The organism is Rhodococcus sp. NyZ502 (assembly GCF_041464245.1).
GTDB lineage: Bacteria > Actinomycetota > Actinomycetes > Mycobacteriales > Mycobacteriaceae > Rhodococcus_F > Rhodococcus_F qingshengii.
Genome location: NZ_CP167155.1, coordinates 2,374,470 through 2,388,185, shown reverse-complemented (window position 1 = coordinate 2,388,185; position 13,716 = coordinate 2,374,470). Strand labels below are relative to the sequence as shown.

Below are 13,716 nucleotides of genomic sequence, written 5' to 3'. Positions count from 1 at the left end.
TGTCTTGCCGTCGAATGGTTCTTGCTGTTCCAGCATAGAAGCTCGTGCAAACCGATTATTCGCGGACGTACAGACGCAGCGTCACGTACGCCGTCACCGCGGCCATTCCGACACCGGCAAGTACGAGGATCGGCGAGACGAACAGCACGTCACTGTTGGATATCCGCGCCACGATGTTCGCTTCGTAGACGTCGGACAGGACCCCGTCGATGAAGACGTTCTTCGCCGTGAACAGTCCGGCAATGGCGAGCACCGCACCGATCAAGGCCGCCACGACGGCTTCGAGGAGGAACGGAAGCTGGGTGTACCAACGCGTCGCGCCGACCAACCGCATGATGTTGACCTCGGTACGACGCGTGAACGCGGCGATCTGGACCATGTTGGCGATGAGCAGGATGGCCGCTATCGCCTGGACGATCGCGATCGCGAACGCTGCGTTGCGCACTCCACCGAGCACGCTGAACAGTCGGTCCACCAACTCGCGCTGATTGAGCACACTCTCGACGCCGGGCCTCGAACCGAAGGTGTCGTTGATGACGCCGAACCGCTCCGGGTCACTGAGCTTGACCTTGAACGACGCCGGGAAGCTGTCCGGGCTCACCAGGGCTGCCAGTTCGGGCTGGTCCTTGAACACGCGCTCGGTGGCGTCCTTCACGGCGTCTTCGCGGTTGAGGTACTGAACCGCGACGACGGACGGAGTCTGCTCGAGTTCCTTGCGCAACGAACTGCAGATCTCCTGCTCGCAACCGGGATCGGCCGAAGAGATGTCGTCGGTCAGGAAGATCTGCACCTCGACTCGTTCGAGGAAGATCTGCTGGGTCTTGCCTGCCATCTGCACGACCAGCAGACCACCGCCGAAGAGTCCGAGGGAGATCGCCGTCGTCAAGATCATGGCGATGGTCATCGTGATGTTGCGGCGTAGGCCGGTCAGGACTTCGCTGAAAATAAAGCTGGCGCGCATCGGGGAATCCGATTCCTTTTCGAGAGGCCGGTTGTTTCACGACAACCGGTGGGCGTACGGGACGTGTGGTCGTAGTCGGCGCTACCTGCCGACGCCGTACACACCCCGCGCTTCGTCTCTGGTCACCTTGCCGAGATCGAGTTCGATGACGCGTCGACGCATGGAGTCGACGATGTGGTGATCGTGGGTCGCCATCACGACGGTGGTGCCGGTGCGGTTGATCCGCTCGAGCAGCAGCATGATGTCCTGGCTCGTTTCGGGGTCCAGGTTGCCGGTGGGCTCGTCGGCGAGCAGCACGAGAGGGCGGTTCACGAATGCGCGGGCGATGGCGACGCGCTGCTGCTCACCGCCGGAAAGTTCGGTGGGCAGTCGATCGGCTTTGCCGGCCAGACCGACCATGTCGAGAACCTCGGGCACAGTGCGCGCGATGACGTTGCGGGGCTTGCCGATGACTTCCAACGCAAAGGCCACGTTCTCGGAGACCGTCTTCTGCTGAAGCAAGCGGAAGTCCTGGAACACACAGCCCATGCTCTGGCGAAGCTTCGGCACGCGGCGGGCCGCCAACTTGTTGACGTGGAAATCCGCGACCTCGATGTCGCCGGACGTGGGCGACTCCATCTTGAGCAGCAACCGCATGAACGTCGACTTGCCGGAGCCGGAGGGGCCGATGAGGAAGACGAACTCCCCCTTCTCCACCTCCACACTGACCTTGTCGAGCGCCGGCCTGGTGGAGGCCTTGTAGGACTTCGACACATTCTTCATGCTGATCACAACTAGCCAGTCTAGCCGTTATCTAACGGTGACCTTGGCGCCACGCGCGAGCACCCTCGTCCTTATCCGGTACCGGTGGTCGCGGGTGACTGCGGCACAGACGTCGGTGCCTGCATCGCCGCGCCAGGTTGGGGAACGGTCGTCGTCGCCGGAGTCGTCGGCACCGTGGTCGCGGACTGTTCGGCGTTGCCCGGCGCAGGCGCGGGACCCGAAGTCGGAGTCGGAGAACCTGAGCTGCCCGTGCTCGATTCCGGAGACTGGGTCTCGGACGTAGTCGTCGGCTCGGTCGAGGACGGCACGGGGGTCGTCGTCGACGGTTTGACCGAGGGCGCGACGTAAGGCTCGGTCTGCGACGTGTCCACGCTGGGCGGTGGTGTCACTGCGGTCGGGTCCTCAGGATTGAGATACGTATGCAACAGATACGTCAATATCCACGCCACGATGAGAATGAAGGTAGAGGTTCGCATCCGGCCGCCGAAAATCCGGGACGGGAGCCAGTCCAGGTGAAACAGTCGGTCGAGTCCGCGGCGCGGTTCCTGATCGGTCATTCGCTCGCCTCCTCGGTCCGTACGGTGTGCAGATCCGGTGACACCGTGATCCCCTGACGTCGCAGTGCTGCGGCGACGCGGACGCGAAGAGCGCGTCCGACCTGGAACTGTTTGCCAGGGAGTGTGCGCGCGACCATCCGCACGTTGACCTGATCGACCTCCAGGCTTTCGACGCCCATGACCGTGGGCTCGTCGAGCAGCAGTTTCTTGAGTCCGCGGTCGGCCATCGCGTCGACTCCGACCTGGCGAAGCACCTCGTTGACCCGGGTGAGATCGGCGGTCGCCGGAACCGGAACGTCGATGACGGCGCGTGCCCAATCCTTGGACAGGTTGGTCGCTTTCACGATCTGCCCGTTGGGAACGGTGATGACCTCGCCGTCGGAGTTCCGCATTCGCGTCACGCGCAGGGTCACGTCCTCGATGACACCCTCGGCGTCGTCGGAGGAGCCGGTGATCGCAAGTCGCACGGTGTCACCGAAGCCGTACTGACGTTCGGTGATGATGAAGAAACCGGCAAGAATGTCCTGCACGACGCGCTGTGCACCGAAACCGAGCGCCGCACCGAGAACGGTCGCCGGCGCGACGAGACTTCCGATCGGCAGGTTCAGTTGGTCGAGAACCTTCAGCGTCGCGATCACGTAGATGAACGTGATGACCACCCAGGTGATGACCTGCGCGACCGAGTGACGATGCTTGGTCGCCTCGGAACGAACCAGCGCATCGCCCAACTGATAGTTGGAGTCGATCTGGTCGGTGACCTTGTTGCCTCCCCAACTGACCAACCGGGCGAGAATCATCGCCCCGAGCACGGTCATGAGGACGGACAAACCGGTGGTTTGAAGCCAATCGAGCAGGTTCTGCCCAGGTCGAAGTAAAGTCATCGTGCCTTTCGGTATCCGAACGCTATGCGGACTGGTTCTCGCTCATGCGCCAGCGGATGCCGGCCTCGAGGAACCCGTCGATGTCGCCGTCGAGCACTGCCGACGGGTTGTTGACCTCGTACTCGGTACGCAGGTCCTTGACCATCTGGTACGGATGCAGAACATAGGAGCGCATCTGGTTGCCCCACGAGCTGCCGCTGTCGCCCTTGAGCGCATCCATCTCGGCGCGCTCTTCCTGACGCTTGACCGCGAGCAGCTTTGCCTGCAGGACGCGCATCGCCGACACCTTGTTCTGGAGCTGCGACTTTTCGTTCTGACAGGTGACGACGATTCCCGTCGGGATGTGCGTGAGTCGAACGGCGGAGTCCGTCGTGTTGACCGACTGGCCGCCGGGACCGGACGAGCGGTAGACGTCGACGCGGATGTCGTTCTCGTTGATCTCGATGTGGTCGGTCGTCTCGACGACCGGCAGTACCTCGACCTCGGCGAACGACGTCTGACGACGACCCTGGTTGTCGAAGGGGCTGATGCGAACGAGCCGGTGAGTGCCCATCTCGACGGACAACGTGCCGTACGTGTACGGGCCTTTGATCGCGAACGTCGCGCTCTTGAGTCCGGCTTCTTCGGCGTACGACGTGTCGTAGACCTCGACGCCGTAGTCGTGCTTCTCCGCCCAGCGGATGTACATACGCATGAGCATCTCGGCCCAGTCTGCAGCGTCGATACCGCCGGCACCGGAGCGGATGTTGATGAGCGCGTCGCGCTCGTCGTACTCGCCCGAGAGCATGGTCTTGACTTCCATCGCCGCGATGTCGTCTCGCAGGCTCGCGCGCTCGGCGTCGGCGTCGGCCACCGCGTCGGGGCCTTCGTCTTCTGCCAGTTCGTAGAGGATCGGCATCTCGTCGAGTCGCTCGCGTAGTGCCACGATCCGGCGCAGCTCGGCCTGCGCGTGGGAGAGCTGGCTCGTGACCTGCTGGGCGTGTTCCTGGTCGTTCCACAGACCCGGGTCGGCTGCCTGGTGCTCGAGCTCGTCGATGCGTCGGCGCAGCTCCTCGACGTCCACAACCGATTCGCAGGTGCGAAGGGTGGTGTCGAGGGCGTTCAGGTCTGCAATTACGTCGGGATGCACGGTTCTCAAGGCTACCGGGTGCCGACCTCGGCCCTGCCGCCCGTCACGTATTGGGATCACCGGGACTGGAAGCCTTGCCAACGTCGCTCCGAGGGAACCTACTGGAACGATGACTGTCACCGACGAATACCTGCAGAACAACGCCGCCTACGCCGAGCAGTTCACCGGACCGCTCCCCCTCCCACCCAGCAAACACGTCGCCGTACTCGCCTGCATGGACGCCCGCATCGACGTCTATCGGGTGCTCGGAATCAAGGAAGGTGAATCGCACGTCATCCGCAATGCGGGTGGAGTCGTCACCGACGACGAGATCCGATCCCTGGCCATCAGCCAGCGTCTGCTGGGAACTACCGAGATCATCCTCATCCACCACACCGACTGCGGAATGCTGACGTTCACCGACGACGACTTCAAGCGATCCATCCAGGACGAGATCGGCATCAAACCAAATTGGGCTGCCGAATCGTTTCCCGACATCGACGAGGACGTCCGTCAGTCGTTGAAGCGCATCGAGAACAGTCCGTTCGTCACCGCGACGACCTCCCTACGCGGATTCGTCTTCGACGTCGCAACCGGAAAGCTGAACGAGGTCCTCCCCGATTGAGCCGGTAGGTTGTGTACCCGTGACCGATCGCGCATCCGACCTCGCACTCGCCCTCCGTATCGCCGACGAGGCTGACGCGATCACTCGCGCCCGCTTCGGCGCCCTCGACCTTCGAGTGGACGACAAGCCGGACCTCACCCCCGTCTCCGACGCCGATCTGGCTGTCGAGCGAGCAGTGCGCGCGACGCTCGGTGAGCATCGTCCTGCGGATTCCGTACTCGGCGAGGAATTCGGCGGCGACGCAGTCTTCGAGGGCAGACAGTGGGTGGTCGACCCCATCGACGGGACCAAGAACTTCGTCCGCAACGTACCGGTGTGGGCCACGCTGATCAGCTTGCTCGAGGACGGCGTCCCGGTCATCGGCGTCGTGAGCGCACCTGCACTGAATCGGCGATGGTGGGCTGCAACAGGTTTGGGTGCACATACTTCCTTCGGGGACAGTGATGCGCGGGCGATCCAGGTATCCGCCGTCGATCGCAGCGAGTCAGCGAGCCTGAGCTTCTCGAGCCTCTCGGGGTGGAAGGACCGCGGAATTCGCGATCAGTTCGTCGAACTCACCGACCACGTCTGGCGCGTGCGCGGTTACGGGGACTTCTTCTCCTACTGCCTCGTGGCCGAAGGCGCCGTCGACATTGCTGCCGAACCCGAGGTTTCCCTGTGGGATCTGGCAGCGCTCGACGTATTGGTCCGTGAGGCCGGCGGCGCGTTCACCGATCTGGACGGCGGCGCAGGTCCGCACGGCGGCAGCGCGGTCGCCACCAACGGACTGCTGCACGAAGACGTTCTGGCCCGCCTGCGGTAACACCCGAGTACCAGAACATCCCACCCGCCGCAAGGGTCCGAGGGAGGAGTTCCGACAGGCCCGCCGGCAGGATTCGGCACGACATCTCGGCCCGTTGACTGGAAGTAGTTGATCACGCACTACTTCCAGGAGAACGATGAACCGGATTTCCAGGCGCACGATTCTGTTCGGTCTGGCCGCAGCGCCCCTCGGGCTCGCGGTGGGCTGCGGCGCCGACCCGGCAGCGAAGAGCGCCACGTTGGCGGTGGCCGGAACTTCGCGTCCGCTACCGATTCCGCCGCTTGCCGAATCCACCGTCGACGACGCCGGTGTTCGCCACTTCACACTTCGTGCCGGTGCCGGGACCACCGAGATCGTCGCGGGAAAACTCACCGACACTTGGGGTTTCAACGGATCCATTCTGGGGCCGACCGTCCGCGCCGAACGCGGAGAATCTGTCGCATTCACGATCGACAACACACTGGCAGAGCCCACGACCGTCCATTGGCACGGCATGCATCTGCCCGCCCGATACGACGGCGGCCCGCACCAGACCATCGAAGCCGGCGGACGCTGGGAACCGGCGTGGACGATCGGCCAGTCGGCGTCGACGCTCTGGTATCACCCACACCCGCACGGATCCACCGAACGGCACGTGCAGCGCGGTCTCGCCGGACTGTTCCTGATCGACGACGCCGACACGCGGGCGTTGGACATCCCCAAAACCTATGGTGTCGACGATGTTCCGCTGATCATCCAGGATCGTCGATTCCTCGCCGACGGCAGCTTCGACGAATCGGATCCGACCGACATAGGCCTGCTCGGCGACACGATCGTCACCAACGGCATCTCCGACGCCTACCTCGACGTCACCACCGGGGTCGTCCGGTTACGCATTCTGAACGGCTCTTCCGGCCGTCTCTACAACCTGGGGTTCCCCGACGACCGCACGTTCGATCTGATTGCCACCGACGGCGGACTGCTCGAATCACCTATTGCGATCGAGCGGATTCAGCTCAGCCCCGGCGAACGAGCCGAGATCGTGGTTCGCGTCGACCCCGGTGCGACGACCACACTGGTGTCGTTCCCGATCGAGGACGGCGGTGGCGTGAGTTCCTCCGACGCCGAGAACTTCGGCATGAACGACCGCTTCGACATCCTCGAACTGCGGGGCGTTGCCAGCCGCGCGTCACGGTCGACTCTCCCGGCGCAGTTGGCCGTACTGCCGCGTCTGGATCCGTCGAAGGCAAGCGTTTCCCGAACCTTCGATCTGCAGTGGTACATGATCAACGGGCAACGAATGGACATGAACCGCATCGACTTCGAGGCCGAGGTCGGCGCGACCGAGGTGTGGACGATCACCAACAAGGACAACTGGCCACACAATTTCCATGTCCACGACGTACAGTTCCAGATCCTCGACGTCGACGGTCGCACTCCTCCGCCTCACTTACGAGGACTCAAGGACACTGTTTACACACCACCGGGCAGTAGGATTCGCGTCGCGCTGCAGTGGTCCGAGTACACCGATCCCACGTTCCCGTATATGTTCCACTGCCACCTGCTGATGCACGAGGACCAAGGGATGATGGGCCAATTCCTCGTCCTCGAACCGGGGCAGAAGGCGGCTCCGATGCAGATGGACATGCCGATGGACATGCCGATGCCTGGTTCGCACTCCGGTCACTGAAAGTTCTGCAAGTGGTACACGGCGAGGCGAACCCGATTGTCGCAACCGGTCTTCGACATCAGGTTCGCCACGTGCGTCTTCACCGTGGTCACACCGAGATGCAGCGTGTCCGCGATCTCCTGATTGCTCTTCCCTTCTGCCACCAGTGCGAGGACCTGCGATTCGCGATCGGTCAACGGAACCTTGCCCGTCACAGCAGTGTCTGCGATACCACCGATCACCGCTCGATCCACAACGCGGCGGAGAAGTTCCGTAGTGAACACCATCTCGCCCTCGGCGATCCGCCGAATGGCACCGAGCAACTCGGCGGGTTCGGTGTCCTTGACGAAGAATCCCGAAGCCCCCGCGGCGAGTGCGGGATACAGATGATCGTCGTCGTCGAAGGTGGTCAGCACGAGGATGCGCGCTCGACGACCGGCCTTGACGATCTGCTGCGTGGCGCCGATCCCGTCCAGTCCGGGCATTCTCAAGTCCATCAGAATCACGTCGGGATCCAATTCTGCAGCGAGCGCTACCGCCTCGACGCCGTTCGACGCCTCACCGGCCACGGTCATGTCCTCGGCTGCCGCGCACAGCATCCGCAAACCGGCGCGCACAAGTCGCTGGTCGTCGACGATCAGCACGCTGATCACGAGACATCGCCCGAGACAACGAGTGGAATACTCACGTGCACTTCCCATTTCCCGTCACTGTTGGTGCCGGCGGTCATCTCGCCGCCGACCAACTCCGCACGCTCCTGCATTCCCACCAGGCCATGACCTGCACTCCGAGGCGATCCCTCGACGTGGTTGACAACCCTGACATGCACCCGGTTGTCTTCGCGACCGACCGAGACCGATACCAGCCCCTTCTTGTCGCCGTGCTTCATGACGTTGGTCAGTGATTCCTGAATCACCCGCAACAACGTCAGCCTCCCGATCGCGTCGAGATCGGCTGCGCCTGACTCGACATTCTCCTGGGCATCGAAGACTGCCTGCACCTCGAAACCCGCCGCACGCACACGATCTATCGCCGCCTCGATTTCCGCCTCGACGGCATCCGGCTCGACCAAAGCGACCTCACCGAGCGAAGGATCACGAAGTGCGACCAGGAGACGACGGATATCGGCCAGCGCATCGGACGCAGTCCCACGCACATCCGCGAGGACCTCACGCACGGCCTCGTCCTGGGGCGCCAAGACATGTTGAGCCACGCCGATTCTCAGGACGATCGATGCCATGTGGTGCGCAACCAGGTCGTGCAGTTCGCGGGCGAGCGCACTGCGCTCCGCAGCGCGGGTCTGCGCAAGATTGTTCGCGGCCAATTCACGCTGCGAGCGTAGATACAGCCCGAGCAGCAGTGGCAACCCCACGTACGCAAGCACTTTCACAGCCGTCGTGACAGACCAGAACGCTTCGTGAGATTCGAACCAGATACCCGCGAGCACCGAACCGCACCATCCTGCTGCCGATACGGCAACCATTTCTCTACGCTCGGCCCGCATCGTGACGTCGACGACGGCGACCGCCCCGAGATACGGAACAAGCTCGGACAGCCCCCAGGCGTCGGCGACGAACATCGGAACGGCGAGCGCCGAGATGACCAGGGACGCGAAGACCGGCCATCGACGGCCGACGGCGAAGGCGAGCGCCGACAGCATCGACAGAATCCAGTAGGTGAGGGGAACTCGATACTCCCCCGGATACGTGCTGGCGATCAGCAGGCACGGGACCACCACCAACGGCGTGTAGCGCACGTACCGCTGTATCCGATCTGGCACCTCTGTCCGGTTCACCCCTCGAGCCTATGACGCGCATCATTTCGCGGTTTCTCGACAACAGACCTTACTGATGAGTAAGATAAGGATCGTCCAACGCCCCAACACCGAGAAACAGCTGGTGATCATGACCAAGCAAGACAGTGTTGCCCCCGACAAGAGCGCTCAGCGCAGCGAATCGGGCGCGCAGCGCGGCGGCGCCAAGGGTGCGCCCCGCGACACGTCCGCCGTCGGCCTGAACCCGATCAAACGCGACGCCATGGGCGCAGCCATGCGTGTGCTTACCAAGATCACCGGTTCGGAACTGGCCGAGAAGTTCAATCTGCGTCAGACCATCGATCGCGTGACCTACGAGGGCACCAAGACGGGCTTCAAAACCCTGGGTGCCGCCACTCGAGGATTCCAGAAGGTCTCGGGCAACGGCGCACCCAAGCGCCTGCCCGACAACCCGAGCAAGAACGCCGACTACTTCGATCTGACCCCCGACGACGACCAGAAGATGATCGTCGAGACCGTGCGCGAGTTCGCGGCCGAGATCCTGCGTCCCGCAGCGCACGACGCCGACGGCGCAGCGCAGGCACCCGCCGATCTCTCCAAGCGCGCAGCCGAGCTCGGCATCACGCTGATCAATGTTCCCGAAGAACTCGACGGAGCAGCTGCCGATCGCGGCGCAGTCACCAATTCTCTTGTTGCCGAGGCACTTGCGCACGGAGACATGGGGCTTGCACTTCCGATCCTCGCACCCAGCGGCGTTGCAGTCGCACTGACGCAGTGGGGCACCGACGCGCAGCAGAAGACCTACCTTCCGGCCTTCACCGGCGAGCAGGTCCCCGGCGCAGCAGTGGTGGTCAACGAACCACGCGCACTGTTCGATCCGTTTGCCCTGCAGACCAAGGCAGTTCGCTCCCCCAGCGGCTACAAGCTCAACGGCGTCAAGAGCTTGGTGCCCGCCGCCGCTACGTCCGAACTCTTCGTCATCGCCGCAGAACTCGACGGCAAGCCGTCCTTCTTCATCGTCGAATCCGACACCAAGGGACTCGTCGTCGAAGCAGATCCCAGCATGGGTCTGCGCGCCGCCGGTCTGGGTCGCCTGATCCTCACCGACGTCGCTGTGTCAGAGTCCGCACTGCTCGGCGACGGTGACGCCGAGCAGCGTAAGGCCGAATACGCCGACGCGATTCGCCTGGCTCGACTCGGTTGGGCGTCCATGGCCGTCGGCACCAGCCAGGCAGTTCTCGACTACGTGATTCCGTACGTCAACGAGCGCGAAGCGTTCGGCGAGCCGATCAGCCACCGCCAGGCGGTTGCCTTCATGGTCGCCAACATCGGCATCGAACTCGACGGACTGCGCCTGGTCACGCTTCGGGGCGCTTCACGCGCCGAGCAGGGCTTGTCCTTCGCTCGCGAATCCGCTCTGGCCCGGAAGCTGGCTTCCGAGAAGGGCATGCAGATCGGCCTCGACGGTGTGCAACTCCTCGGTGGACACGGGTTCACCAAGGAACACCCGGTCGAGCGCTGGTACCGCGACCTCCGTGCCATCGGCGTTGCCGAGGGCATCGTCCTCATCTGACGCCGCTGAACTTCCAGGAGAACCACGATGATCAACCTCGAACTTCCCAAGAAGCTCAAAGCATCAGCGAACCAGGCACATCAGGTCGCGGCGCAGATCTTCCGACCCATTTCACGTAAGTACGATCTCGCTGAGCACGAGTATCCCGTCGAGCTCGACACCATGGCCGCCATGGTCGAAGGCCTCTCCGATTCCGGTGGAGACATCGGCGGTGCCAGCGGCGGACGGTCCGACGCGAGCGCCAAGGGTGGCAACGCCAACGGCGGCAACATGTCTGCGCTCCTCAACTCGCTCGAAACGTCTTGGGGCGACGTCGGACTCATGCTCTCGATCCCCTACCAGGGGCTCGGCAACGCCGCGATCGCCGCAGTGTCAACCGACGAACAGCTCGAACGTTTCGGTAAGGTGTGGGCCTCGATGGCCATCACCGAACCGAGTTTCGGTTCCGACTCCGCCGCAGTGACCACCACCGCCGTTCTCGACGGCGACGAGTGGGTTCTCAACGGCGAGAAGATCTTCGTCACCGCCGGTGAGCGTTCGACGCACATCGTCGTGTGGGCGTCGGTCGACAAGTCGAAGGGCCGAGCGGCCATTAAATCGTTCGTCGTTCCGCGTGACGCACCGGGCCTGAGCGTTGCCCGCCTCGAGCACAAGCTGGGCATCAAGGCCTCCGACACCGCAGTACTCCTGCTCCAGGATTGCCGCATTCCCGCGGACAACATCCTCGGCAGCCCGGAGGTCAACGTGGAGCAGGGCTTTGCCGGCGTCATGCAGACGTTCGACAACACCCGGCCCCTCGTTGCAGCCATGGCCGTCGGCGTCGGACGCGCAGCTCTCGAAGAACTGCGCGGCATCCTGACCGAAGCCGGTGTCGAGATCTCCTACGACACACCGGTCTACAACCAGCATGCAGCTGCAGCCGAGTTCATCCGTTTGGAAGCCGACTGGGAGGCCGCGTACCTGCTGTCTCTGCGCGCGGCGTGGATGGCCGACAACAAGAAGCCGAACTCGCTCGAAGCGTCCATGTCCAAGGCGAAGGCCGGCCGCACCGGCACCGACGTGACGCTCAAGGCAGTCGAGTTGGCCGGCACTTACGGCTACTCGCAGCGCCCGTTGCTCGAGAAGTGGGGCCGCGACTCGAAGATTCTCGACATCTTCGAGGGCACCCAGCAGATCCAGCAGCTGATCGTCGCACGCCGCCTGCTCGGAAAGTCGTCCGCCGAACTGAAGTGACGGTCGCACGGACCAGATCCCGAAACACTCCGCCCCGCCACCTTTCGAGGTGGCGGGGCGGAGTGCTCGGTCGCCATCGTGAAACTTCACCACCGAAACCTGATTGCGCATTAGTGTGTAATCAGTCCTACAACGACGCTCGGAAGAGGTTCACGTATGCCCGGATTGGTCACCAAGGTCACTGACACCATCGGCGCGGCGGGGGTCATGTTCCGAGCCGGACTCGTCCCGTTCCCTCGCCTCGATCGCGGGCTCAAATCCATTGCAGCCGTGGACAAGTACGGACCCTTTGCCGGGCCGGTCCATGCACACGCCGAGAACGGCTACGATGCGGTGGCGGTCATCGACGAGCGCGGACCCATCACCTATGCCGAGCTCGAGCGTCAGAGCAACGCGTTGGTCCGGGCGTGGCAGGCCGACGGCATCACCTCCGACTCCGTCATGGGTGCGATGTGCCGTAACCATCGAGGCTTGGTCCTGACCATGCTGGCGGCAGCGAAAAACGGAACGAAGCTCGTTCTCATGAACACGGGCTTCGCTCGGCCCCAACTCGTGGACGTCGCCGCGCGGGAGAAGGTGGTCGCCTTCGTCTACGACGACGAGTTCGCGGACATCGCCGATGCCTTGCCGGACGACGTCGTCGTCTATCGTTCCTGGCCAGAGGGCACGGCCGCTGACGGTTCCACGGCAGCTACTCTCGACGAGGCCATCGCCGGACGCACCACGTCGTCGGTGCCGGCACCCGAGAAGAACGGTGGCTTCGTCCTCCTCACCAGCGGCACAACGGGAACTCCCAAGGGTGCGCCGCGTGGCCACACCTCCCCTCTCGCGTCGGCGCAGTTCCTCGACCGCGTGCCGTTGCGCCGCGGACAGACCATGATGATGGCGGCCCCCGCCTTCCACGGAACCGGCGTCTCGCAGTTCGCTCTCGCGTTGGCGCTCGGCCAGACCGTCGTCATGCATCGAAAGTTCGATCCGGAGAACACGATCAAGCTTGTCGCCCAGTACAAGTGCGACAGTCTGGTCGTGGTCCCGACGATGCTCACTCGCATCATCGACCTCGGTCCCGACGTGCTGTCCAAGTACGACACGTCGAACCTGAAGATCATCTTCTCGGCAGGTTCGTCACTCTCACCCGACCTGTGCAAGCGAGTCACGGCCTCGTTCGGGTACGTCCTCTACAACCTGTACGGATCCACCGAGGTCGCAGTGGCCACGGTCGCGACTCCCGAGGATCTGACCATTGCGCCGGGAACCGCGGGCCGCGCTCCGGTGACCTGTCACGTCGAACTGTTCGACGAGAACAACAGGAAGATCACCACCCCACACACGATCGGCAGGATCTTCGTCGCCAGCGGGCTGAGCTTCGAGGGATACACCGACGGGCGCGACAAGGAACGTATCGACGGACTTCTCTCGACCGGCGACGTCGGACACTTCGACGCCAACGGCCTCCTCTTCGTCGACGGCCGCGACGACGACATGATCGTCTCCGGTGGCGAGAACGTCTACCCGCTCGAAGTCGAGAACCTGCTCGCCGATCGCGAGGACGTCTTGGAAGCGGCAGTCATCGGAGTCGAGGACGCCGACTTCGGGCACCGCCTGCGAGCGTTTGTCGTCGTCGCCCACGGCGCCGACCAGAACTCCGACGAGCTGAAGGATCACGTCCGGTCGAATCTCGCGCGCTACAAGGTTCCCCGCGAGATCGTCTTCATCGACGAACTTCCCCGCAACGCCACCGGAAAGCTGTTGCGCCGCGTCCTGATCGAGATGGAGATCAGCGAAGACTGAG

At 63.6% G+C, this 13,716-nt stretch carries 13 protein-coding genes; 6 read left to right on the top strand and 7 right to left on the bottom strand.

Going from position 1 to position 13,716, the window contains the following annotated elements; translation table 11 throughout:
• Window positions 1-55: 55 nt before the first annotated feature.
• The 5 genes from ftsX to prfB form a co-directional block, all read right to left on the bottom strand.
• Complete coding sequence (gene ftsX, locus ACBG85_RS11160) at window positions 56-961, bottom strand: permease-like cell division protein FtsX (protein WP_003942367.1); 906 nt, start codon at window positions 959-961, stop codon at window positions 56-58.
• 81 nt (window positions 962-1,042) lie between these two features.
• Window positions 1,043-1,723: a cell division ATP-binding protein FtsE gene (ftsE, locus tag ACBG85_RS11155; protein WP_020969258.1), complete on the bottom strand. Its 681-nt coding sequence runs from the start codon at window positions 1,721-1,723 to the stop codon at window positions 1,043-1,045.
• Window positions 1,724-1,794: 71 nt separating this feature from the next.
• A complete protein-coding gene (locus ACBG85_RS11150; protein WP_007731286.1) occupies window positions 1,795-2,280 on the bottom strand; it encodes a hypothetical protein in 486 nt (161 codons plus the stop codon).
• Window positions 2,277-3,161 (bottom strand): mechanosensitive ion channel family protein, encoded by an 885-nt coding sequence (locus ACBG85_RS11145; RefSeq protein WP_003942304.1) that lies wholly within the window; start codon window positions 3,159-3,161, stop codon window positions 2,277-2,279. The genes ACBG85_RS11150 and ACBG85_RS11145 overlap by 4 nt, the downstream gene beginning before the upstream one ends.
• Before the next feature lie 22 nt (window positions 3,162-3,183).
• Complete coding sequence (gene prfB, locus ACBG85_RS11140) at window positions 3,184-4,290, bottom strand: peptide chain release factor 2 (protein WP_003942364.1); 1,107 nt, start codon at window positions 4,288-4,290, stop codon at window positions 3,184-3,186.
• 109 nt (window positions 4,291-4,399) lie between these two features.
• Here prfB and ACBG85_RS11135 point away from each other — a divergent pair, with 109 nt between their 5' ends.
• From ACBG85_RS11135 to ACBG85_RS11125, 3 genes are all read left to right on the top strand, one after another.
• On the top strand, window positions 4,400-4,894 hold the full coding sequence (locus ACBG85_RS11135; protein ID WP_007731285.1) for a carbonic anhydrase: 495 nt from the start codon (window positions 4,400-4,402) through the stop codon (window positions 4,892-4,894).
• 19 nt (window positions 4,895-4,913) lie between these two features.
• Window positions 4,914-5,696 carry a histidinol-phosphatase gene (gene hisN, locus ACBG85_RS11130; protein WP_007731284.1) on the top strand — a complete coding sequence of 261 codons (783 nt, stop codon included), beginning with the start codon at window positions 4,914-4,916 and terminating at the stop codon, window positions 5,694-5,696.
• Window positions 5,697-5,832: 136 nt separating this feature from the next.
• On the top strand, window positions 5,833-7,365 hold the full coding sequence (locus ACBG85_RS11125) for a multicopper oxidase family protein (protein ID WP_372027489.1): 1,533 nt from the start codon (window positions 5,833-5,835) through the stop codon (window positions 7,363-7,365).
• Here ACBG85_RS11125 and ACBG85_RS11120 read toward each other — a convergent pair.
• Both ACBG85_RS11120 and ACBG85_RS11115 read right to left on the bottom strand, forming a co-directional pair.
• A complete protein-coding gene (locus ACBG85_RS11120; protein WP_372027487.1) occupies window positions 7,359-7,997 on the bottom strand; it encodes a response regulator in 639 nt (212 codons plus the stop codon). The genes ACBG85_RS11125 and ACBG85_RS11120 overlap by 7 nt on opposite strands.
• Entirely contained in the window at window positions 7,994-9,139 is a 1,146-nt protein-coding gene (locus ACBG85_RS11115; RefSeq protein ID WP_256261657.1) for a sensor histidine kinase, read from the bottom strand. Before ACBG85_RS11115 ends, ACBG85_RS11120 begins: the two co-directional genes overlap by 4 nt.
• Window positions 9,140-9,242: 103 nt before the next feature.
• Here ACBG85_RS11115 and ACBG85_RS11110 point away from each other — a divergent pair, with 103 nt between their 5' ends.
• The 3 genes from ACBG85_RS11110 to ACBG85_RS11100 all read left to right on the top strand — a co-directional run bounded on the left by ACBG85_RS11110 (window position 9,243) and on the right by ACBG85_RS11100 (window position 13,715).
• Window positions 9,243-10,691: an acyl-CoA dehydrogenase family protein gene (locus ACBG85_RS11110; protein ID WP_003942317.1), complete on the top strand. Its 1,449-nt coding sequence runs from the start codon at window positions 9,243-9,245 to the stop codon at window positions 10,689-10,691.
• Between the two features lie 27 nt (window positions 10,692-10,718).
• Window positions 10,719-11,924: an acyl-CoA dehydrogenase family protein gene (locus tag ACBG85_RS11105; protein ID WP_003942363.1), complete on the top strand. Its 1,206-nt coding sequence runs from the start codon at window positions 10,719-10,721 to the stop codon at window positions 11,922-11,924.
• 156 nt (window positions 11,925-12,080) lie between these two features.
• Window positions 12,081-13,715 (top strand): acyl-CoA synthetase, encoded by a 1,635-nt coding sequence (locus tag ACBG85_RS11100; protein ID WP_063316616.1) that lies wholly within the window; start codon window positions 12,081-12,083, stop codon window positions 13,713-13,715.
• Window position 13,716: the final 1 nt, after the last annotated feature.

Bases quoted from the DNA above. Each gene is read 5' to 3' on its own strand.
- ACBG85_RS11125 (WP_372027489.1), top strand. From the start codon at position 5,833: ATGAACCGGATTTCCAGGCGCACGATTCTGTTCGGTCTGGCCGCAGCG.
- ACBG85_RS11150 (WP_007731286.1), bottom strand. From the start codon at position 2,280: ATGACCGATCAGGAACCGCGCCGCGGACTCGACCGACTGTTTCACCTG.
- ftsX (WP_003942367.1), bottom strand. From the start codon at position 961: ATGCGCGCCAGCTTTATTTTCAGCGAAGTCCTGACCGGCCTACGCCGC.
- ACBG85_RS11100 (WP_063316616.1), top strand. From the start codon at position 12,081: ATGCCCGGATTGGTCACCAAGGTCACTGACACCATCGGCGCGGCGGGG.
- ACBG85_RS11145 (WP_003942304.1), bottom strand. From the start codon at position 3,161: ATGACTTTACTTCGACCTGGGCAGAACCTGCTCGATTGGCTTCAAACC.
- ACBG85_RS11105 (WP_003942363.1), top strand. From the start codon at position 10,719: ATGATCAACCTCGAACTTCCCAAGAAGCTCAAAGCATCAGCGAACCAG.
- ACBG85_RS11135 (WP_007731285.1), top strand. From the start codon at position 4,400: ATGACTGTCACCGACGAATACCTGCAGAACAACGCCGCCTACGCCGAG.
- ftsE (WP_020969258.1), bottom strand. From the start codon at position 1,723: ATGAAGAATGTGTCGAAGTCCTACAAGGCCTCCACCAGGCCGGCGCTC.